General features: G+C 65.6%; 18 protein-coding genes and 2 tRNA genes. 9 read left to right on the top strand and 11 right to left on the bottom strand.

What is annotated here, in order from left to right; translation table 11 throughout:
* The first annotated feature begins 56 nt into the window (after positions 1–56).
* From ABS767_RS12765 to ABS767_RS12755, 3 genes are all read left to right on the top strand, one after another.
* A complete protein-coding gene (locus ABS767_RS12765; protein WP_408078921.1) occupies positions 57–1,130 on the top strand; it encodes an aldose epimerase family protein in 1,074 nt (357 codons plus the stop codon).
* Between the two features lie 28 nt (positions 1,131–1,158).
* Positions 1,159–3,807, top strand: a complete 2,649-nt coding sequence (locus tag ABS767_RS12760; protein ID WP_408078919.1) for a glycoside hydrolase family 31 protein — start codon at positions 1,159–1,161, stop codon at positions 3,805–3,807.
* Positions 3,808–3,920: 113 nt separating this feature from the next.
* On the top strand, positions 3,921–6,077 hold the full coding sequence (locus tag ABS767_RS12755) for a protein kinase domain-containing protein (RefSeq protein WP_408078917.1): 2,157 nt from the start codon (positions 3,921–3,923) through the stop codon (positions 6,075–6,077).
* A 48-nt stretch (positions 6,078–6,125) separates the two neighbouring features.
* Here ABS767_RS12755 and ABS767_RS12750 read toward each other — a convergent pair whose 3' ends face one another.
* The 9 genes from ABS767_RS12750 to ABS767_RS12710 form a co-directional block, all read right to left on the bottom strand.
* Positions 6,126–6,593: a hypothetical protein gene (locus ABS767_RS12750; protein WP_408078915.1), complete on the bottom strand. Its 468-nt coding sequence runs from the start codon at positions 6,591–6,593 to the stop codon at positions 6,126–6,128.
* Between the two features lie 10 nt (positions 6,594–6,603).
* Positions 6,604–7,893, bottom strand: a complete 1,290-nt coding sequence (locus ABS767_RS12745; protein WP_408078913.1) for a hypothetical protein — start codon at positions 7,891–7,893, stop codon at positions 6,604–6,606.
* Positions 7,894–8,006: 113 nt separating this feature from the next.
* Entirely contained in the window at positions 8,007–9,092 is a 1,086-nt protein-coding gene (locus ABS767_RS12740; RefSeq protein WP_408078911.1) for a hypothetical protein, read from the bottom strand.
* A gap of 35 nt (positions 9,093–9,127) precedes the next feature.
* Positions 9,128–9,955, bottom strand: a complete 828-nt coding sequence (locus ABS767_RS12735; RefSeq protein WP_408078909.1) for a hypothetical protein — start codon at positions 9,953–9,955, stop codon at positions 9,128–9,130.
* Positions 9,956–10,007: 52 nt separating this feature from the next.
* Complete coding sequence (locus tag ABS767_RS12730; protein ID WP_408078907.1) at positions 10,008–10,772, bottom strand: PAN domain-containing protein; 765 nt, start codon at positions 10,770–10,772, stop codon at positions 10,008–10,010.
* Positions 10,773–10,827: 55 nt separating this feature from the next.
* Positions 10,828–11,277 (bottom strand): hypothetical protein, encoded by a 450-nt coding sequence (locus tag ABS767_RS12725; RefSeq protein WP_408078906.1) that lies wholly within the window; start codon positions 11,275–11,277, stop codon positions 10,828–10,830.
* 1 nt (position 11,278) lies between these two features.
* Entirely contained in the window at positions 11,279–11,824 is a 546-nt protein-coding gene (locus tag ABS767_RS12720; RefSeq protein ID WP_408078904.1) for a hypothetical protein, read from the bottom strand.
* A complete protein-coding gene (locus ABS767_RS12715; RefSeq protein ID WP_408078902.1) occupies positions 11,821–12,957 on the bottom strand; it encodes a hypothetical protein in 1,137 nt (378 codons plus the stop codon). The genes ABS767_RS12720 and ABS767_RS12715 overlap by 4 nt, the downstream gene beginning before the upstream one ends.
* Positions 12,958–13,002: 45 nt before the next feature.
* Entirely contained in the window at positions 13,003–13,602 is a 600-nt protein-coding gene (locus ABS767_RS12710; protein WP_408078900.1) for a hypothetical protein, read from the bottom strand.
* A gap of 153 nt (positions 13,603–13,755) precedes the next feature.
* On the opposite strand from ABS767_RS12710, the gene ABS767_RS12705 reads away from it, so the two are divergent.
* The 6 genes from ABS767_RS12705 (at position 13,756) to ABS767_RS12680 (ending at position 22,088) form a co-directional block, all read left to right on the top strand.
* A complete protein-coding gene (locus tag ABS767_RS12705; RefSeq protein ID WP_408078898.1) occupies positions 13,756–14,307 on the top strand; it encodes an ECF-type sigma factor in 552 nt (183 codons plus the stop codon).
* 167 nt (positions 14,308–14,474) lie between these two features.
* Positions 14,475–15,074 (top strand): RNA polymerase sigma factor, encoded by a 600-nt coding sequence (locus tag ABS767_RS12700; RefSeq protein ID WP_408078896.1) that lies wholly within the window; start codon positions 14,475–14,477, stop codon positions 15,072–15,074.
* Positions 15,022–16,023, top strand: a complete 1,002-nt coding sequence (locus tag ABS767_RS12695; protein WP_408078894.1) for a FecR family protein — start codon at positions 15,022–15,024, stop codon at positions 16,021–16,023. The genes ABS767_RS12700 and ABS767_RS12695 overlap by 53 nt, the downstream gene beginning before the upstream one ends.
* Positions 16,024–16,164: 141 nt before the next feature.
* Complete coding sequence (locus ABS767_RS12690; RefSeq protein ID WP_408078892.1) at positions 16,165–19,443, top strand: TonB-dependent receptor; 3,279 nt, start codon at positions 16,165–16,167, stop codon at positions 19,441–19,443.
* 28 nt (positions 19,444–19,471) lie between these two features.
* Positions 19,472–20,758: a ComEC/Rec2 family competence protein gene (locus ABS767_RS12685; protein ID WP_408078890.1), complete on the top strand. Its 1,287-nt coding sequence runs from the start codon at positions 19,472–19,474 to the stop codon at positions 20,756–20,758.
* A gap of 34 nt (positions 20,759–20,792) precedes the next feature.
* Positions 20,793–22,088, top strand: coding sequence for a metallophosphoesterase family protein (locus tag ABS767_RS12680; protein ID WP_408078888.1), 1,296 nt, complete (start codon positions 20,793–20,795; stop codon positions 22,086–22,088).
* Here ABS767_RS12680 and ABS767_RS12675 read toward each other — a convergent pair.
* Both ABS767_RS12675 and ABS767_RS12670 read right to left on the bottom strand, forming a co-directional pair.
* Positions 22,089–22,165, bottom strand: a tRNA-Pro gene (locus tag ABS767_RS12675).
* A 44-nt stretch (positions 22,166–22,209) separates the two neighbouring features.
* A tRNA-Ile gene (locus ABS767_RS12670) sits at positions 22,210–22,286 on the bottom strand.
* Between the last annotated feature and the right edge of the window lie 11 nt (positions 22,287–22,297).

Genomic DNA, 22,297 nt, shown 5'->3' with positions numbered 1-22,297 from the left:
TATCATATAAATCAGCCAAACAGAAAAGGCCGTTTTGTCGCGGTCGGGAGCCGCGCATGAATTTCACTGTGGACCGCGTCGATTTCGGCACGCTGAACGGAGCGCCGGTCGAGCTGATCCGGCTGGGCAACGGCACGGTCGAAGCCGCGATCCTAACCTATGGCGCATCGATCCATGCGATGCGCGTGCCGGACCGTGACGGACACATCGGCGACGTCGCGCTCGGCCATGCAACGCTGGCGGAATATGTCGAGCAGCCGCAATTCATGGGATCGACGGTGGGGCGAGTCGCCAACCGTATCGCGGGCGGGCGCTTCCTGCTCGACGGCAGCGAATATCACGTGCCCGTCAATAACGGCCCCAATTCGCTCCATGGCGGCGATTGCGGGTTCGACAAGGCGAACTGGAGCATCCTGGCAACCGATTGCGCGGACGAAGCATCGGTCACGCTGGGCCATCTCAGCCCCGACGGCGACCAGGGCTATCCCGGCACGCTCAACGTCACCGCGCGCTACGCGCTCGACGCCGCCAACACGCTCCATGTGGACTATCGTGCGGTCGCAGACGCGGTCACGGTCGTCGCATTGTCCAACCATGTGTACTGGAATCTGGCTGGCGAAAGCAGCGGACGAAGCGCGCTCGACCATGTCCTCACCATCCCTGCCGACGCGTATCTGCCGACCGACGCTAGCGCGATTCCGACGGGCGAAGTGCGCGCGGTCGCGGGCAGCGCATTCGATTTTCGTACGCCGATGCCGATCGCCGCGCGCGTGCGCGATGCGCGCGAAGACCAGCTGCGTATCGGTCGCGGCTACGACCATAACTGGATCGTCGCGCGCGATGTCGCCGATCATCTGCGGCTGATGGCGCACGTTGTCGACCCCGCTTCCGGACGGGTGATGGAGGTCCATTCCAATCAGCCGGGGCTGCAATTCTATTCGGGCAATTTCCTCGACGGAACTTCGGTCGGCAAGGAGGGGCAGATGTATCGCATGGGCGACGCCATCGTCCTCGAGCCGCAGCAATTTCCCGACACCGTCAACCGCCCGGACTTCGGCTCGGTGCGGCTGGAGCCGGGCCAAGTCTATCGAAACCGCATTGCCTGGCGCTTCGGCGTCGAAGCTGCCTAACACTCGCAAAAAAGGATCGCAGGAGAGGATGCTGAGCAGAGGAAAAACGTGCGTCGCGTACGGCCTGAGTGCCGTGGCACTGGCGCTGACGGCACCCGTCGCGATGGCCAAGCCCGCCCAAATGGAGGGCCGCGCCGCCGCTGCTGCGACCGTCACCCGCGGGCAGGCGCGGTTCACCGTGCTTACCTCCGGACTGATCCGCATGGAATGGTCGCCCGCCGCCCGCTTCGTCGATGCCCCGTCCCAGGTGTTCATCGACCGCGACCAGCCGGTGCCCCGCTTCACCAGCATTGTCGAGAATGGCAAGCTGGTGATCCGCACCGATGCGCTCGAGCTTCGCTACACGCTCGACAGCGGCCGCTTCACCGCCGCCAACCTCAGCATCCGTTCGCGCACGCTGAAGCCTGCATTCGACTGGCGGCCGGGCACGCCCGCGACCGGCAACCTCCATGGCACGGCGCGCACGCTCGACCGCTATTCGGGGGACCGGCAGGTCGACACGGGGAAACGGCTCGATCTCGGCGACGGCCTGCTCTCGCGCGATGGCTGGCACGTCGTCGATGACAGCAGCTCGTTCGTGTTCGACGACAGCCGCCCGAGCCCCTGGGTGCAGAAGCGTGCCTGTGGCGAGTGCCAGGACCTGTATTTCTTCGGCTATGGCCACGACTATATCCAGGCGCTTGGCGATTACGCCAAGGTCGCCGGGCGCCAGCCGATGCCGCCACGCTTCGCCTTTGGCTATTGGTGGTCGCGCTACTGGAACTATTCCGACAGCGAGCTGCGCGATCTGGTCGGCGACCTAGATCGCTCGGGCTTCCCGCTCGACGTGCTGGTCATCGACATGGACTGGCACCGCACCGACGATCTCAGCTGGGACCCCCGCTATGTCGTGAAAGACGAAGTCGGCGAAGGCGTGGGCTGGACCGGCTATAGCTGGAACCGCAGCCTGTTTCCCGATCCCAAGCGCTTCCTCGGCTGGCTCGAGGATCGCAACATCAAGGCGACGTTGAACCTGCACCCCGCATCGGGCATTCCCCCGCGCGAGGAGAGCTATGCCGCGTTCGCCAAGACGATGGGCGTGACCGATGGCAAGGCGGTGCCGTTCGAGGGCGCCGACCGCCGCTTCGTCGACAACTGGTTCAAGCTGACGCTCGATCCGCTGACGGCGCAGGGCGTCGATTTCTGGTGGTTGGACTGGCAGCAATGGCCGGAATCGAAGCTGATGCCGGGCCTGTCGAACACCTGGTGGCTCAACCATCTGTTCTACACGCACATGCAGCGGGCCAATGCCAATCGCGCGCTGATCTACCATCGTTGGGGCGGGCTCGGGAACCACCGCTACCAGATCGGTTTCTCCGGCGACACGGTGATCAACTGGGACTCGCTCGCCTATCAGCCCTATTTCACCGCGACCGCGTCGAACGTGCTGTACGGTTACTGGAGTCACGACATCGGCGGGCACATGTTCGCCGACGGCACCCCCGCCGATCAGCGCAACCTGGACCCGGAACTCTATGTCCGCTGGACGCAATTCGGCGCGTTCAGCCCGATCCTGCGCACCCATTCGGCCAAGGACGGTAATCTCCGCAAGGAACCGTGGCGCTTTTCCCCGGAAATCCTGAAGATATTACGGGAGACGGTCGCGCAGCGCTACCGGCTCGCACCGTATATCTACACCGCCTCGCGCCAGGCCTATGATAGCGGCGTCTCGATCATGCGGCCGCTCTACTATGCGTGGCCGGATCGGGAGGAGGCCTATGCGGCGCGGGGACAATATATGTTCGGCGACGACATGCTGGTCGCCCCCGTGACCAAGGCCGGACGCGACGGCGTCGTGCAGACGTCGATCTGGCTGCCACCGGGGCAGTGGTATGACACGAACCGCGGCGAGCTGATCGCGGGCGATCGCACCATTTCGCGCGACTATCTGCTGAACGAAATCCCGCTCTTCGTGCGGGCCGGCGCGGTCATTCCGATGAACCCGCCGTCTACCAAGAACTTGCAACAGATCGACGGTGGCGAACTGGTGTTGCAGGTCGCGCCCGGCGGCACCGCGAAAACGCGCCTGTATGAAGATGCCGGGAACGACGAGGGCTATCGCGACAGCGCCTACAGCTTCACTTCGCTCACCAGTACGCGCGACGCCCGCAGCGCGACGCTGACCGTGCACCCGCGCACAGGCAGCTATCCCGGGATGCCGACAAAGCGGCAGACCACGGTGGAATTTCCGGCAGCGTCGCTCCCGACACGGGTCACGGTCAACGGCACTCCTTATACGCGCGCCGAAACGCCACGTCCGGGCCATTGGCAGTATGACGGCGACAGCCTGACCGCCCGCATCGTCGTCGCTCCCGCTTCGGCTACGGCGCCACTGAACGTCAGCGTGACCTTCGCTCCCGATCCCCGGATCGAAGGCCTCACCTATCGGATGAAGCGCACTGCCGCTGCGATCGCCTGGCTCAAGGAACACTGGCCGCCGCCCGAGCCCCTGCCGGACGATCTGTCGCTGGCGGGTCAGCTGGCGCGGTTGGTCGATTATAGTCCGGAGCGGCTGAGTGCGCTGGTCTCCGACTTCGACCGTCGGAGCGAACGGCTGGTCGCGCTGGTACAGGCGTCACGCGTATCGCCAGCGGTCAAGGTCGAGTTTGCGGGGCGGATGGCGCTGATCGCGAAATAGGGTTCGCGCCACACAACCGGCAATTTCTCGCTGCCACCCTCTATCCGGTATCCTGCGCCTGTTCCCGCTCGCGCACTTGCTTTAGGGTGCAGCGATCGGCGGAGGGGTGAGCGATGACCTTCATGCAGACTCGTGCGGCCAATTGTGGTCCCGGCGACGACGGCACGGCCTTCATGGCGGGTACGCGGGTCGGCCCGTGGAGGGTCGAGGAAGAAATCGGCAAGGGCGGCATGGGCCGCGTCTACCGCGCGCGCCGCGCGGACGGCCTGTACGACCAGATCGTCGCCATCAAGAGCGTGAGCCTGGTCGACGAGGCGAGCATCGCCCGGTTCGAACGGGAACGGCAATTGCTGGCGGCGATGGAGCACCCCGGCATCGCGCGGATCGTCGATGGCGGAACCGATGAAACCGGCGCACCGTACATGGCGACCGAATTCATCGACGGAAAGCCGATCGCCGAGCATGTCGCTGCGGTCGGCGCGTCCCCCGCCGCGATCGCGCGATTGATGATCGACGTGGCCAACGCCGTCGGCCATGCCCATTCCCGCCTGGTCCTGCATCGGGATATCAAGTCCGACAATGTGCTGGTCGATCAGGGCGGGCGCGTGCGGCTGATCGATTTTGGCATATCGGGGGAAGTCGATGCAACGTCGGCGCCCGGTGGCGGCGCGACCATTGCCGTCGCGGCGCCGGAAGTGCTTGCCGGCCAACGCGCTACCGTTCGCAGCGACGTGTATTCGCTCGGCGTCCTTCTGGCGACCTTGCTGGCGGGCAAGATACCATTGCGGGACGAGGCCGGTGGGATGGAGATCGGCGACCGCCTGCCGGGCGGCGCGGATCTTGCGGCGATCGCGACCAAGGCGACCCGCGCCGATCCCGATGCGCGCTATGCCTCTGCCGATGCCTTTGCCGCCGATCTGACGGCTTGGCGCGAACATCGCCCCGTCCTGGCGCGCGGCGGTGGCCCGCTGTATCGCTCCCGACGCTTTCTCGAGCGATACTGGATCGCGTCGGCGCTAGCGACCGTGGCGATGCTGTCGCTCGCCGGCGGCCTGATCGTCAGCATGCGACAGACCGCGCGCGCGGAGGAAGCGCGGGCGCTGGCAGAGTATCAATCCACGCAGGAAGAAGAGAATGGTCGCCTCCAGGCGGCGACTGCGGAAATTCTCCAGCAGGCGTATAGTAGCGAAGAGGATCAGCGCCGGCTGGGCGACTTCATGCTCAACTACAACGCCGCGGTCATCGACGATTCCCAGATCGCCGGAGTGGACAAGGCGGCGATGAGCCTGGCGATAGCGCGCCATTTCATCATGCGGAATGACTATCGCCGCGCCGTCCCGCTGCTGGAACGGTTGGCGGGTCGACCCGACCTCACACCCTGGCAGCGGAGTCTGGCGGATTCTCTGCTTGGACGCGGCCTGATGGAAATCGGCCGCAAGCGCGACGCGATCGCGCGCCTTCGCCGCGTCGAGCAGGAACGTGAGGCCAGTCTGGGACGGTTCGATCTGGAGCACGCGGCGGTCGCCTCCACGCTCGCGATCGCGTCGCAGCAGCCGGAGGATATCCGGCACGCGCGCGCCGTGCTCACCAAGACCTACGCGCTGCATCGCAAACAGGCGCCGAGCGGCTATCTCGAGAACCAGCTTGCGATGCTGGCCGTGCTGCAGAGCGATTTTGCGCAGGCGCTGACGTGGTTCCGCCGATTGACTCAGTCGGTTCGCGCGACCGACGCCGGCTATAATTCCGACACCAGCATCCTGAACCTGGCAATGGCCGAGTTCTTTACCGGCAATGCCGGGGCGGCGCGCGCCGCCCTGGAGCGCGGGAAAGCACTGACCGCTCGCAAGGGCGAAAGCCTGACTGCCGTTTCATTTGCCAAGCTCGAGAGCCAGATGCTGGTATCCAGCGGCGATTTGGATGGTGCCAAGGGTGCGCTGGACCGGGCGGTCTCGATGGCGGAGAAACTCGATGCGCCGCAGCGGCTGGTGATCGGGCTGGAGCTGGAACGAGCCTATCTCGACCTTGCGCAGGGGGATCGCGACGCCGCTGCCCGGCGGCTGCGGTCGCTCGACACCTCGGCCCTGCCCGCTGAATCCGGCCTGGCTGCCAGTGTCGCGATCGCCTCTGGCGCGCAGTTGAACCCGCTGCAGCAACAGGCGGTTTGCCGGTCGATGGAATTGTCGTGGCGATACGAAACTGCGCGCAAGAGCCGTAAGCTGCCAGCCCTCGACTGCGATGCCGTTCTGGCCGCGAAAGCCACACAATCATGAATGGCGCCGGTTCCGGCATGGGCGGGGTGAGCGCGCGCGACGTGCGGCTCAGTCGTGTTTCTCTGCCACGACGGCACTGGTCACCGGCGTCGCTTCGCCTTCGGGATTGCGGTGGGTTCCGCCGTCGCTGGCAGTGAGGACGCACGTCGTGCCGCTGTCGACACGGATCGCGACGTTGATCACGCCGGGCATCGTTTCGACCGTGGCGTCGTGGCCGGCAAGCTCGGCAGCGAGCCTGTAGAAACCGGCAACCTCGCCATAGGGCCGCGGGCTCAGGAAGGCATGGGAATAGCGGTCGACCTTGTGCGACTGAAATTCCCCCGGAATCCGCGGGAGGCGGCAAGGCAGGTTACCGGGCTTCCCCGCCGCGGAACGCAGGTCCGCCGGGAGGTCGGCCGCCGCGATGATGCGTGGCCCCTGCTCCGCTTCATACGCCGCCTGCGACCCTTCGGCGCCATCATCGGAACCGCAGCCTGAAATCAGCACGGCGGCCGAAACAAGAACAGCAATCCGCATTTGCCTCTCCTCAGAACGCGTGGATTTTGAAGAAGATGTATCCGCCCCATTCGCCCTTTGCGGTGTCCATGGCGACGACACTCTCCTCGAAACAGAAATCGACCGAGGCGTCCTGGGCGAGAATGTCCTTCTTGGCCTTGTCGATAGCCACTATGCTTTTCTTGACCGGCAAGATCCGATTCAGCTTGAACCGGTCATCCCCCTTTCTGGTGAGGTCGCGGTCGGACAAGGTGCCTGCCAGGCCGGTGTCGATGTCACGCAGCGGATCGGTCCAGACGCCGGGCGGCAGAATGTAACGCGCCGTGAAACGGGTATTTCGGCACTTCAGGGTGGACGGCGGGGGCGCCGATACCATCATGAACCGGTCATCACCACGGATGCTCCGGGCGTCCTCGCGCCGGATGCTGATGAGATCGATTTGCGCGCGGTTCTGCGCATCCCGGATTGCCTGCGCGGGTTTGCCCGCTTCGACGACTTTCGGGGCGACGACGACCCTGCCGTAGATTTCGGAGGTGCCGGTGCCGCTTGCAATCAACTGCGCGACATCGAACCCGATCCGGACCGGCTCACGTCCCATGCACTTCGCGGCACACGGATCGACCGTGGTGGTGCGTCCCCAGCTCGCGCTCAGCTTGTCGTCGCGCGTCCAGGCCTCGATCGCGGCATCGATTTTCGCATCCGGATAGACGCCGTGCATGGTCGGGAATGGCCCCGGCGCGGCGACAAGCTTGTCCCACGCCATCTGCACGCGGCTCCGCGAGGGCATGGATGTCGACGGTCCCTCGTTCAGATAATAGCGTCCACTCAGCGTGCGACCGGGAAAGCCCGGACCCGCGCTGTTGGGTACCGGCTTTCGGTAGCCCATCGACAGGGCGATCTGGATCGACTTGCCCGCAATGCCGACCGCCGCGCGCGCAAGCCCCCAGCGCCCGGTAGGGTTGGCATTCGCGGGCCCGGCGGTTTCCATCCAGATCCCGCGAAACTCGGTCGCCCCCACCTTGCGACCGAGAAACAGGATCGGTTTGCCGACCACGAACCCGTGCATCACTCCGCTCGCATCGGCCGGGGCGAACTGAACCGCCAGCTTCGTGCTGCCAACCGGCTGCCAGGGGCCGTAATCGGTTCCCTTGCTGTCGACGGACCAGACGCCCGCGACATATTCCTTGCCGACGAATTCGTCCCTGGCAGGCGGTGCCCGGGTGGCGTCTGCCGGACGCTGCATCGCAGGCAGCTTGCGCATGACGGTCGGGGTCTGGGACGTGGCGGAGAGCGGCGCGAAGATCGCGAGCGCAGCGCACATTGCGCCACCCCGATGCGCGAGGTGGCGCGCAGCGATGCGAGCGGTCGAACGGGTAGTCATGGGAAGAGTCTCCAATGCGGGAACGGCTGGCCGGGGAACGCTGTCGGTTCCGATCAACGGACGTTCATTTCGAACTGGACGTTGGCGATCTCGCCGTTGCCGACGACGAAACAGTCGAAGAGCCAGCCGTTCGAGATCGAACGCTGGTTGCGACAATAGTTGTTCGTCGGCGTCTTTCCCCCGCTTCCGGACGTGTACTGGAAGGTGGATGACAGAGCGGAGCCGCTCGTGACGACCGCCTGATAGCCGAGCGCGTCGTTGCGGACCGGGTCGCGCTCCTTCAGGTTCGTCTGCAGCTGGATCGTCAACGGCTTGTTGGCGTGGAGGCACGCCTGCGGGAGCGTGAATGTCACGCGCGGGGCAATATTGCCGTATTGAAAGGCCGCGCGCGCATTGGCTTCGGCAATGTCGAACAGCCTGTTGTTACCCGAGCTGGGTGCGATCCGGCCGCCGCCCGAGCAGGACAGATAGACCCCCGCGATACCGAAAATCGCCGGGTTTCGGTCGGGCTGGAAAGGCGCTACCCGCACCAGCTTGACCTCCATCTGGGTCGGTACCTTTGGTCCCTTGAACTCCAGAAAGCTGTTTGCCCCGCTCCCGGCAAATCGTGTCCAGTTGTTGAACACGCCGCGCAGCGCCGCATTGGAGGAGGGCAATGGTGCGGTCCCGCGCTGCACCAGCAGCGGTACGATCGAGCTGGTGGCGGGGTCCGCAGCCGATTGCGCGCGACCCGTCCAGGTGCCCGCTACGGCGCGGGGCAGCTTGTTGGGATCGAAGCCCCATTGCCACCCGCCGGTGAACTGGCGACCGGAATAATCCATGTGCCATTCGAAGGTCCCGAAGGCCTTGTTCCCATCGGTGCGCTGAAAGAACCCGCGCATGATCCGACCGCGGTCGGAGGTCCAGCCGACGATCCAGTTGTTGGACCCATATTGGCCGTAGAAATAGCGCTTGTTGAACGTCGAGCCTGCCGCTTTCAGCTTCACTTCGCCGAAATTGGTGCGCCAGGTGCCGATCCAGTGTGCCTGCTCGAGGAAATAGTTCTTGGGATAGCTTTGCGCGGATGCCGCACCGGCGGTCACCGCGGTGCCGCCCAGCAAGGCAAGCATGGCAAGGGCGCTGCGAGTGGTGGTGTGCATGGTCTGCTCCTTGGTTACGCTGTCGGTCGTGGCGGTCAGGCGTCGGGTTCGAGCAGGCGGCCGGGCAGCCAGCCCTGGATCCAGGCGTCGCCGGCCATGGGGACTGCCGCCTCGCACCAGACCTGGTCCAGCAGCGCGCGGCGCGCCCCTGCGTCAGCGCGATCGAATGCGGCGCCGTCGATTTCCGGCGCGCAGCGCTTGACGCGGATGTCCTGCGCGCCCGCGTTTACGGTCCCGGTGACGCGCGACGACGCGTCCACGCTTTCATGCAGGCGAATGTTCGACCCGGCTTTCCCGCCGCGCAGGTGGTAGGTCGGCCGGGTCACACCGGCGCCGGGCGCCGCGCGCGTGTCGTCGGCGATGTCGGCGGCTTGGAGATCATAGTCGATCGGGCCTTCGAGTTCGGCGATTACCGGAACTTCCACGTCCCACTTCTCGCCCATGAAGGTCAGCGTGCCGGCGGGTCTGCCGCGGGTCTGTTCCGTCAGGACAAGCGCGCCCATCACCGTGCCGTCGTTCGGATCGACGAGCGACAGGGCGATGTCGGCCCGCCCGACCCGCGTGGCCAGCGCCTTGAGCATGACGTCGCCATTGCCCGCGCCGGGGGGCTGGACGAAAACCTGGCCTTCGCCGCCGGAAAGCTCGACCGTCCCGATGACATAGCCACTCTTCAACAGCATTTCCCCGGAGAGCGATTCAAGCAGCTTCTCCCCACTGCTCTCCTCGGCCTTGACTGGCGAGCTCGAAGACGGGGCGATCGAGCGCGACGAGGCGGCCGCGGTCGGCTGCGCGTTTCCAGCGGCCGACCAGTCCGGCTGACTGTCGCACCCTGCCGCGCCGATGGCGGCGGCAATGGCGAGCACGGCACTGCACCATTTCGGTCCATGCTTCATCACTGGTCCTGACCCGTCGCGATCATGCCGCTTGCGGATCGTGCATTTCGCCTGGAAACTGATCCGGTTCCCCGCCATCGGCGGGTGCCTTCTTCTCGACAGGGGCGAGCTTACGCGGGTCGATCCTGCGCGGGGCTTCAATGGTCCTGCGCGGCGGCACCGCCGTCGGCTGCGCCTGCGGCCGGCGCTTCTTCAGGCTGAGCGGCGGTGCATTGCTACCGCTGGCCGACAGCACTCCCGGTGCCGACACCAGCGTCCCGGGGGCATCGTAGAGCATGCACATGGCCTGTTTTTTCGCGGCCACCTGGGCGGGCACGTAGCTGGCCGACTGGCAGCCGGTCTCGCGCTTGCACACCTGGATGCATTCGAAGGGATCGTCCTGCCGCGATACGAACGCGCGCAGCAGCTTCGCCCCGGTCACCCGGCTGTTGGCGTGCGGCGTGAAGCCGAGCTCTCGCGCCCAGCTTGTCTTGGTGCCCGACACCACGGTGGAATATCCGTGGCTGCGCGTCGTGCCCTGGTTGGGCAGCGCGATCATCCGCTGGTAGCACACCGGCTTTCGCGACGCCGTTTCTTGCACATAGCTATAAGCGTTGCAGTCACCGTTCGCAGTGCACAGCGCGCGGCAGGTCCCGGCATCCTGGCCCGGGCTGCTGAGCGTCGTCGTCCGGATGATATTGCCCGAGCGGTAGAGATCACCCTCCTGGATATAGCCATTGGCGATCTGGCCCACGCTGGATTGCACGGTGGCGGCGGGCGCAAGCGTGGCCGCCGCGGCGAGGCTCACCCCGCCGACGATCTTTGATAGCATTGCGAAGATCCCTTTCTGAAATTCGGTTGAGCTAGTCGGGTGCGCGGCTTTTGGAGCCGCCGACGTCGACGACCGTCGCGTCGCCCTGCCCCCGGCAGATGAGCTGGACCTGCTCCGGTCCGGACGGATCGAGATAGCTGGCCGCATAGAAGTTGCCGCCGCCCGTCACGGTGGCGTCGCCCAGCTTTTCCTTCAGCGCCTTGCCGTAGAACGCGGCCACGGTTTCGGGCCTGGCATCCACCACGAACCGCGTGATCCTCCCTTCGGGCGAGGTCACGATGTCCCTTGCGCCCGGATAGAGAGGCAGGCTCTGCGGCAGCGTTCCCCCGCTCGCAGCGGTGGCGACCGCATTGGTTGAACTGGCCTCCGTCGCCTCGCCGGAGTTCGCCGGACCATCTTCGGCAGCTCCTCCAGTGCCGCCGCACGATGCGAGCAGACATGCCGCCGCCAGCACTTCGGAGATGTAAGGGGAGATGCGCACGTCAATTCTCCCCTTCGCCGATCAGGCCCATGAACCCCTTGTCGGTGACGATGAAGTCGGCACCGTCAGCGGTGGCCTGGGCGGTCACATGGCAATTGCGCCCGTCGGGCAGATGGATGCGCGCGAAGGGCGCCGGGGTGGCGCCGACCATGGCGAACCCACCGGCGGCATCGGCAGCCGCCCAGTAAAAGGCAGCGACCGTGGCCGGCGTCTCCTTCGTGACGAAGCCGGGGCGATCGGGCAGCGATTCGCGGGCGCTGGCTCCGGGCAATCGCGGCAGCCCGCAGGCGAGATCGCCCCCCGTCTTTGCGGCTTGCGCGAGCGCGGGCGACAGCGCATCGCGTGCAGCCTTCACCTCCGGAAATCCCATCAGGTCGCTCTGGGCGAGGCCATTGTCCTCGAACACGCCGCGTCCGGCGCTGCCGGTATCTCCGGATGCTGCCCCGGCGGACCGATCGGATTGCTCTGCCTGATCCGATCCGCACGCCGAGACCACTCCCAGCAGCGCCACTGCGATAAGGATGCGTCCGACCCGTCCCGCGCTCACGATCCGAACTCCACTTCACCCCAGATGTAGAGCTTTTCGCCGATCAGACGCCCGCTATCGAGCTTCTCGGAAATCTTGAATTCGTAGGCCAGGTTGGACGCGCGCAGGAAGGAGAACTCGCCCTGACCGGCCAGGAACCTCAGCCACTTTTTTTCAGCGGGCAGCTTGTCGAGCGTGAAGACGAAGGGTCGGTATCCGAACTTGTCGTCGGTAACCGGCGTCAGATCCTTCTCCTTCAGATTGGTCTGCAGCTGGACGGCAATGCGCCCGCCATTCTTGCGCAGACACGCCGGATCGAATGCGAAGCGTCGCGCCGCTTCCTCGCGTTTGAATCTTATAGCACCGGTTTCGGCATTCGCGCGCGGCCGATCGAATACCCTGTTCGGCGCGCCATAGTACGGCTTGAGCGCGACCGAACCCGTCGGCGTCTGGCAATAGGCATAGATGCCGGCCAGTCCGTAGAGCTCGTAGCGGGTGAACTCGTCCCCACCCAGTCCGATGCGGGTCAGGCGCATCTCGAACCATTTCGGCATATAGCCCGGGGGCATTTGATCGAACATCGGCAGCCGCCCGGCGAATTCATGACGCGGAGCGGGCGCGGGCGCGGGCTTGGCAGTCGGAGTCGCCGGCGCGGCGGTGGCTCCCGATGCGCTCGTCTTGCGCCCCTTGCCCAGCCAGTTGCGATAGGTGCTGGAGGCGGCGGCGAGGAATTTGACCCGCGTCCGACGTGGGCCGAACTGGGTGATCGGCGGGATGCCGTCATCGGTGCGATCGCCGCGCCATTTGCTACCGCCGGTGCTGCCGTCCCAGCTCGGCAAGCCTCCGCTTATCCAGTTCCAGTAGCCGCTGATACGGTTGCCGTCGTCTCCCGACTGGATCCATTCGACATATCCTTTCGATCCGTCGTCCTTGCGGGTGAAGATCGCGCGCAGGATTTGCCGGTTCTGAACCAGGACGCCTTCGATCGTGCCGATAGTGCCGTAGTCGCCATAGACATAGTCGCCGTCCTCGACGAGCCGGATCTGGCCATGGGTCGTGCTCCACGCCCCCTGCCATTCCTGCGCAAGAACCGGGGTCGGTGCGAGCAGCGCCACAACCGGGGTCAGCGCCGCGAAACTGTTTCGAGCGTTCATGATGTCATCCTGTGGTCTGTGCGCGCCCAGCGGGCCGCGCGGCGATTATTCCGAAGCGAACGCGCTGCCGTCGTTGACGAAGAAGCGCGTGCCCTTGCCATCGGGGATCGTGCCGAGAACGACGCCCTTTTCCTGCGCATCGAGCAGGACGAGCCCCGGATACGGGTTCGAGGTCTTGAACGCCTGGAAACCGCGTCGCTGGCCCTCGCCGGCGTAGAAGGCGACAATCTGGTCGCCTGTGGCAGCGGCATAGAACACGACTGGGACGCGCGGATCGGTGGTCTCGACGCGCCGCGCACCGGGATAGACCGGCAGATTGCCCGGAAAGGCGGTGTCGCTGACGTCGGTCGGCGCGTCCGTCATCGCGGGGTCCCCGGGTTCGGGCGCCTCAGGTTGCTCGACCTCTGCGGAGCGCTTCCTGACGCCGAGCCGGCCGAGGACGGCATCGGCGGACTGCTTGGTGCGCTCGCCCTGCTCGACGCGCTGATTGGTTTCCTCGACCTTCCGCTCGACCGTGTCGGCCAGCTTCCCCAGCTTCCCGAAGATGCTCTGCGCGTGAGCCGGCGATGCGATCGACAGCCACGATACAAGGCCAGCCAAGGCCAAGGTCGCAAGACCGCGCCGATAGCGAACTTCGTGTTTCATACCACTCCTCCCGGGCCTGTGTTCCTGGCGACGTGCCGTGCGAACCGCCCCATCGGATGTGAATCACGTAATAGATCGCCAAACCCGGCCAGATTTTTTTCCAAGGCGGACAAATATTTGAAACGCCACTCGCCGATGCGCTAATCGGGGCCGATGGATGTTTCGAATGATCCGCCTCGCCCCGCCGGGTACAGTGATCGCGAACGCAAGGCAGCGGCCGACCTGCTGGAAACGCATTACGATGCCCTGATCCGCATCGCGCGATCAAAGCGCCGCCGCGCGGCCTTCGGCGATACGATGCAGACGATGGACCTGCTGCATGACGGGCTCGCTCGGCTGATCCGTCATGAGGATTTCCGCGACGGGGATCATTTCCTCTGCGCCGCCGCGCTCGCCATGCGGCACGTGGTCATCGACCACTCCCGCCGCAAACTGGCTTCGAAGCGCGCCGGGACCGTGGCGGTCGACACTGTCGAGGAGCTGACCGAATTCGGCGAGACGCCCGAACAGATCGTCTCGATCGGACTGCTCATGCAACAGATGGAAACGCTCAACCCGCGATGGTCGCAAATCGTCGACGCCCGCTATTTCGCAGGAATGACCGAAGCAGAGGCCGCACAGACGCTGGGCATTTCCGAGCGCACCGTCCGACGCGACTGGTCCGATGCGCGCGAATGGCTCGAGCGACGAATGACCTCGACGTAGTGATCTGCAAGACCCTGGCGGTCCCCGCGCAGGCAACTAGGCCGCTCGTTACCAGCCGCCGTTCCGTTGTCGGAGCACCGCACACCGCGCCGTCGAAAATGCGCGTCCGCGGCGAACTGTAATTTGAGTGCACCCGATTTGTCACATGCGATGGATAGGCGCGCAGCATGTCCATGCCCTCGCACCATCGCGCGCAATGGCTTGCCCGCTCGATCCTGCCACACGAAGCCGAGCTGCGTGCGTGGTTGGCGCGCCGTCCGCTGGTGGGGCTGGACATCGACGACGTCGTTCAGGAATCCTACGCGATCCTGGCCGGGCTGGCGGCGGTCGATCATATTCGCAACCCGCGCACGTACCTGTTCGAGGTCGCGAAATCGGTCTGCTTGCAGGCGTTGCGTCGGTCGCAGGTGGTCCCGTTCGGCGCGCTGACGGATATCGAGGCGCTGGAAATTCCTTGCGACGCGCCCGGACCCGAAGCGGTGGCGGCGGGTCGGCAGGAACTCGCAAAGGTCGCCGGGCTGATCGCCGCCCTGCCCCCCAAATGTCGGGAAGCCATCGTCCTGCGCAAAGTGCATCAGCTGTCGCAACGCCAGATCGCCGAACGCATGGGTATTTCGGAATCGACGGTCGAGAAGCATATCGGGAAAGCGCTGCGGTTGTTGGGAACTGCAATCGGCTATGGCGGAAATGCGCCTTTGTCGGCATCTATCTCGCGTGACAGCCGACCTGCCCGAACCGACGCACCTGAAACCCGCCTCCGAAATTGACGCGGCGGCGGCCGACTGGGCTGCGCGGATCGACGGCCGCCCGCTCGACGCGGCGGAGGAAGCCGCGTTCGCGTCCTGGCTCGAGGCGGACAGCCGCCATGCGGGAGCCTATGCGCGGGCGCTGGCGGTCAACGCCTATTTCGACCGCGCCGTGGCGCTCGGCCCCGATTTCGCACCCGTGGACCCTGCACCGCCGTCACCTGCCGCCTTTGCCGTTCCGGTCGGGCGCCGTACGGCGATGCTGGGCGGAGGAGCGTTGCTCGCCGCCTCGGCCGCCGGAGTCCTCGGCTGGTCTCTGGCCGCCAAGCCGAATGCGATCGAGACGGCGAAAGGCGATCTGCGCCGGGTTACGCTTGCCGAAGGATCGGCGATCACGCTCAACACCGACAGCCGCGTCGAGCCGCGGATCGAGGGGGAGCAGCGCGAGGCCGAGCTGGCGCGCGGCGAAGCGTTGTTCGACATCGCGCCCGATCCCGATCGGCCCTTCGTCGTGCATGCGGGCGCGGTCGCGATCCGCGTGCTGGGGACGCGCTTCGCCGTCCGCCGGTTCGACGATGGCGGCGTGGCGCTGACGGTACTCGAAGGGCTGGTCGAGGTGTCCACGCAAGGCGGCGCTCGGCTCGAACGGCTCGCGGGCGGCGAGCGCAGTCACATCACGCCCGGTGCCCCGATCCGAACCGAGCGTGTGCCGCAGGAGGCCCTGGAGCGCGCTGTCGGCTGGCGCAACGGGCTGATCGACCTGAACGGCATGACGCTGGAACAGGCCGCCGCCGAATATGCGCGCTATTCATCGCAGCGGATCGAGATCGCGGACCCGGCGACCCGCGCGCTGCGCGTCACGGGCGTCTATTCGACCAGCGACCCGATCGGCTTTGCACGCGCGGCGGCGTTGAGCCTTGGCCTGAGCGCCGAACGGACCGACGCCGGAATACGGTTGCAGCCCGGCTGACCGGGATATTTTTTCGTCGCGGCAGTGGCGGAAGTACCGCCGCCGATCATCCATCCCTTGAACCACCCATCGCGTGGGAAATTCGGGGGAAGTTTCGTGCAATTCAAATCCTTGCTGGGCTGCGGGGTCGCCGTAGCAGCTGTGACGCTTTCGACCGCTGCTGCTGCACAGACTGTCACGTTCGACATACCCGCGCAGAGCCTGCCGACGGCGATTTCCGCCTTCGGACGCCAGACCAGCCTTCAAATCGTCGCGCCCGCCACGGGATATGAGCAGATCCGGTCGCGCCCGCTGACCGGTCCGATGGAAGCGCGCGCCGCGCTGCGTATGCTGATCTCCGGGACGGGTCTGGAAATCGTTTCGGATCGCGGCGGTGTCATCGTCTTGCGTGCGCGGGGATCCGCCACACGCGGATCGTCGACCCCCGCCGCCACCCGAGCCGGGCAGGCCACCGCGCGCCGCACCGGCGAGGGGGTGATCGCCGGCCAGGTGATCGATCCGGCGACCGGCGAGTATCTGCGCAACGCGATTGTCGAAGTTCGCGCTGCCGACGGGCGGCTGCGGACGGCGACCTCCGGCGATCGTGGCGAATATCTGCTGCCGGGCGTACCTGCTGGCACGGCGAAGCTGCGCATCTCCTATACCGGCTATGCCGATCAGACCGCCACGGTCGATGTGCGTCCCGGCGAAACCGTGCGCTATGACGCCGCACTCGGTGCCATCGGACGTGCGCAGGCCGCCGCGGATCAGGAGGTCGTGATCGTCGCGGGTGTGCTTGAGGGCGATGCGCGCGCGATCATGGACCAGCGCCAGTCGATGGACATCAAGAACAATCTGTCGACCGAATCCTATGGCGATATCGCCGACGGAAATCCGGCCGAATTCATCAAGTACATGACCGGTGTCGATACCGACGGCACCACCGGCTCGGCGGTCAATGTCCAGCTGCGCGGCCTGCCCGCGGCGATGACCGGGGTCACGTTCAACGGGGTCGGGCTCGCTTCGGCCGACGCGAACAACGGCGCCGACACGTCACGCGCGTTCAGTTTCGAGGGCCTGTCGCTTGCGGGGATCGATTCGATCGAGATTTCCAAGACGACCAGCGCCGATGTCGATGCCAATGCACCGGCGGGCACGGTGAATATCCGCACCAAACGCGCGTTCGACCGGCGCGGGCGCCGGGTCACATTGCAGCTGAGCGGCGCAACGCACTGGAATATGTGGGACAAGCAGTCGCGCAGCGGGCCGGGCGAAGGCGGCTATGACGGCCGCAAGTTCCTGCCCAATGGCCTAGCCGAATATTCCGACACGTTTTTCGGACGACGGCTGGGCATCGTCGCCAGCGTGAGCCAGACCAACACCTATATCGAGCGCGAGCAGATCACCGCGGGCCGCAACTATGTGCCGACCGCGACGAGTCCCGATCCGCTGGCGATCACCCAGCTCACCTTGCTGGAGGCGCCGCGCGAGACCGCACGCTTCGCCGCATCGGTGAACATGGATTTCAAGGCGACCGACACTCTAATCCTCTCGCTCGTCTCCGCCTATAATCGCAGCAGCGTCTGGCAGGATTCGCTGCAGCCGGTGTTGACCACCGGCGCGCGTACGCGTGGTGTCGACGGCGACGCGGCGCTGGACTTCACGCCTCAGCAAAGCGCGACGACGAACACCCTGTCGGTCAACCGCACCGCCACCTACAAGATCAACAAGGGCCTGACGCTCAGCCCGAGCATCGAATTCCGCACGGACCGACTGATCCTCGACGGCAACCTTCTCTATTCGGATTCGACCAGCGATTATGAGCCGCTGCGCAAGGGCGCCGTGGCAGGCTTTACCAGTTCGATCACCGCGCGTGGCAATTTCTCCGCCCGGCGCGACAATCTCGTCGATCAGAACTGGGATATCCGCCAGGTCAGCGGCGCAGACTGGAGCGATTCCGCATCGTTCACCCTGTCCGGCACACCGACCATCCGTACCGACAACGGGCAATATGCCTCCACGCGCTTCACGGGCGGACAGGCGAATCTGGCGTGGATGACCGAGTTCGGGGCGGTGCCGGTCGTCTTCAAAACCGGGTTCAAGCTCCGCAACGCGGTGTATGATTTCGACGATCAGGGCGGGAATTATCTCTACAATTATGTCGGGCCGCTCAGCAATGCCGAGCTGCTGGCGGCAGTGCGCAGCTCCAACCAGCTATCCTATGGCGACACGGGCGTCACCTTCGTCTCGCTTTCGGGATCGTCCGACATCTATCTGCCCAGCCCGTACAAGCTGGGTGCGATGTTCCGGAACAACCCGGACGAGTGGCAGCCGACCCAGAGCGCGAGCCAGTGGTACGACGCCAACGTCGAAAACAAGCGCCATTTCAAGGAAAAGACCACCGCCGCCTATGTCATGGGCACGGCGGAACTGACGCCGACGCTGAAGTTTCGCGCGGGCGTGCGCTGGGAACGAACCGACACCACCGCGCTGGAGTTCGATCCGCTGTCGGCGGACGAGGTAGCCGCCGCGGGATTCGCCGTCTCCGCATCGACCGGCCGCGCGACCACGATCCCGGGACTGGAATATCAGTATCTGACGCGCCCCAAGGTGAAGCGCACCGGCAGCTACGACTATTTCTTCCCCAGCGCGTCGCTGAAATACCAGATCACGCGCGGCCTGGAGGTGCATCTGGGATATAGCCGCACGATCCAGCGCCCCGAAGTGAGTGTGCTTGCCGGGGTATGGTCGGTCGACGATATCGACCTGATCGTCCGCGCGCCGAACCCGAACCTCGAGCCGTCGATCTCCGACAATTTCTCGGCCCGCCTCGCCAAATATTTCGAGCCGGTCGGGATGGTTGCGGTCAATTTCTACATGAACCGGGTCAAGGGCCTGTTCCAGAGCCAGGAAATGACCGCCGAGGAGTTCGGCAACACCGATCCGCGCTATGCCGGATATACATTCGTCACGACGCAGACGGTCAGCGGGGACGCGGTCAACATCCGCGGGGTGGAGTTCGAGTTCAACCACGCGATGACCTACCTGCCCGGCCCGCTGGACGGCCTCTCGGTCCGCGGATCGTTCATGTACAACGATCCCGACGTGCCGATCGTGCGCGTCGCGGACAAGGTCGGCACGCTCTCGCTGTCGTACAAGAAAGGCCCCGTCCGCCTCTATTTCAACAGCATCTGGACCGACGACAAATATCGCAGCACCACGCCGTCCTGGTTCGCCCGACGGCTGGATGCCAGCGTGTCGGGTGCCTACCGGATCGATCGCAACTTCGAGGCCTTCTTCTCGATCCGCAACCTGCTGACCAAGCCGCTGAACGTCATGGTGCCGGGCAGCCTCGCGACGAGCGCGCCCATCGCGGACCACAGCGCGATCTACGTCAACAACGGCACTTCCGGGACCATCGGCGTCCGCGTGCGCCTGTAACGCGCGGCATCAGCAAGGATCTAACATCATGCGCAAAGCACTACGGATCGCGATGGTCCTGCCGGCGGCACTTCTGCTCTCGGCAGCCCCCTCCAGCCTCCCGCCCGCGCCCGCGCCCGTGCCAACAACGGAGGCGCGGGCCGGGCTTCCGCTGCCACCATGGCAGGCGGGGATGCTGGACATCCACCACATCAACACCGGGCGGGGCGACGCGTCGTTCCTGATCCTGCCCGACGGCACCACCCTGTTGGTCGACGCCAGCGGCAAGACGGTCGAGGCGCCGCCCTTTTCCCTGCCGACCCGACCCGACGCCTCCCGCCCTCCGGGGGAATGGGTTGTACGCTATATCGCCAAGCTGCTTCCCGCGACCGGCCACGGCATCGACTATGCGGTGATCTCGCACTTTCACGGCGACCATATGGGCGCGATCCTTCCGGACTCGCCGCGGGCGCGCGCCGGAGGGTATCAGCTCAGCGGCATTACCGAGATTGCCGAGCACCTGCCGATTGGTACGCTCATCGACCGTGGATGGCCCGATTATGCCTATCCCGAGCCGCTCAAGGGACGCACCCTCGTCAATTACCGGCGCTTCCTCGCGTGGCAGCAGGCGCATCGCGGGCTGCGCGTCGAGCGGTTCGTGCCCGGGCGCAAGGATCAGTTGAAGCTGCGCTATGCCCCCGGGGACTATCCGCAGTTCGAAGTCCGCAACCTATTCGCCAATGGCGTGGTGTGGTCGGGAACCGGAGCGGGCACCCGCACCCTGTTCCCGCCGGTCGGGACGCTGTCGCCACAGGACCTGCCGATCGAGAACAAGCTGAGCATCGCCTTTCGCGTAAGCTATGGCCGGTTCGATTACTTCACCGGCGGCGACCTGTCCGCGCTGGAGGACGAAACGCTGACGCCGGCGCAGGCGTGGAAGACTGTCGAAACCCCGGTCGCGCAGGCGGCTGGCGCAGTCGACGCGATGAAGGCCAATCATCATGGCAGCTGGGACGCGAACAGCGCTGCGTTTCTGCGCCTGTTGCGCCCGCGCGTCATCGTCATCCCTTCGCGTGCCGACGGGCATCCGTCGGTCAATACGTTCAAGCGGATGACCTCGCCGGCAACGTGGCCGGGGCCGCGCGACATCTTCGTCACCAACGTCTCCCCCGCCACCGCGACGACGACCTATGGCGTCGAAAAGGCGGCCAGCACGCAGGGCCATGTCGTGATCCGAGTCGCTCCCGGCGGAGCGAGCTATCGGGTGTTCGTCCTCGACGACACCGATGAGGCCCAGCGCATCAAGGCGGTGTTCGGTCCCTATGCGAGCCAGTGATCCGCGCCCCGCTGCGTCGACCGGACGCCCCGGCATGACCATCCGCCGCGCGCTTGCGACCTGCGGGCTGGCGTGCCTTTCGCTGCTGTCCGCTCCGCCGGCTGCGGCGGAATCCTATCGCACGGGCGCGTGCGGCGACTTCACGGTCGCCGTGATTCCCGACACCCAGAATTATGTCGATTATCGCCATCAGAAATGGTCCGGCTTCCCGTTCGACGCGGTCGAGCAATATTATGCGCAGATGCGATGGATCGCCGACAATGCCCGCAGCGCGGGCGGCGATATCGTCTTCGCCACGCATGTCGGCGACGTCTGGCAGCATTATTCGGCGTGGATGGACCCGGAGCACGCCGCGCGCGGGTTCAAATGGATCCCCAATGGCGGGTCGGAAGTCGCAATGTCGCCCAAAGTGCACACGCGCGCGTTCGAGATCCCCGTCGCGGTCCAGGGATTCGAGCTGATCGCCGGAAAACTGCCCTTTTCGGTGGTCCCCGGGAACCACGACATGGACGCGCTCTGGACCGACCCGACACACCCACCCCAACCGGAGACCGGCGCGGCAGGTATCCGCCATGTGGGTGGTCTGACCGGGTTCCAGTCTGCCTTTTCCGACACGTCGCCATTCTTCGCCGGACAGCCCTGGTACGTGGCATCGCACGATAAGGGTGCCGACAGCGCGCAGATCTTCACTGCGGGAAAGTGCCGGTTCCTCCACATCGGCCTGCAATATCATGCGCCGGACGCGTCGCTGGCCTGGGCTGCGGGGGTAATCGCACGCTATGCAGGGCTGCCGACCATCGTCTCGACGCACGACTATCTCGGTCGAGACGGCAAGCGGCATCTCAAATCCAATCCGCGCAACAGCATCCTCGACCCCCGCGACAACGACCCGGAGATGATCTGGGACGAGTTCATCAGCCGCCACGACCAGATCTTCATGGTGCTGAGCGGGCATGTCGGGGGCCAGGGGTTCAGCGTCGCCACCAATCGCGCCGGCAATCCGGTCTATCAGGTGATGGCCGACTATCAGGGCCGCGGCCAGACGGCGCGGGAAGCGGGCGCAGACGGCCAACAGGTCGGCGACGGCTGGATGCGCCTGATGCAATTCGATCTGGACGCGGATCGGCCGTCGGTCCGGGTCCGCACCTATTCCACCCATTACGGCAAATTCGCGTCCGACCTTCCCACCTATGCCGAATGGTACAAGGCGCATGACAATCAGTCGGCGCTGACCGATGCAGACTATCTGAAGCGCGACTCGTTCACTATCGAACTCACCGACTTCCACCGCCGCTTCGGCGCTCCGGGCGAGGTGCGGCGGCGACGCTAATGGTCGGGGAGACAGGATTCGAACCTGCGACATCCTGCTCCCAAAGCAGGCGCGCTACCAGACTGCGCCACTCCCCGACGGATCGCCCGCCTAGACGGGCTTGCGGCGAAAGGCAATGCGCTGGTGGGCCCGGCAGGACTTGAACCCGCAACCTAGCCGTTATGAGCGGCCAGCTCTAACCAATTGAGCTACAGGCCCCGCCAGCGCGC

Source organism: Sphingomonas plantiphila, from assembly GCF_046000505.1.
Taxonomy (GTDB): Bacteria; Pseudomonadota; Alphaproteobacteria; order Sphingomonadales; family Sphingomonadaceae; genus Sphingomonas; species Sphingomonas plantiphila.
This window is presented reverse-complemented; position numbering and strand designations above follow the sequence as displayed.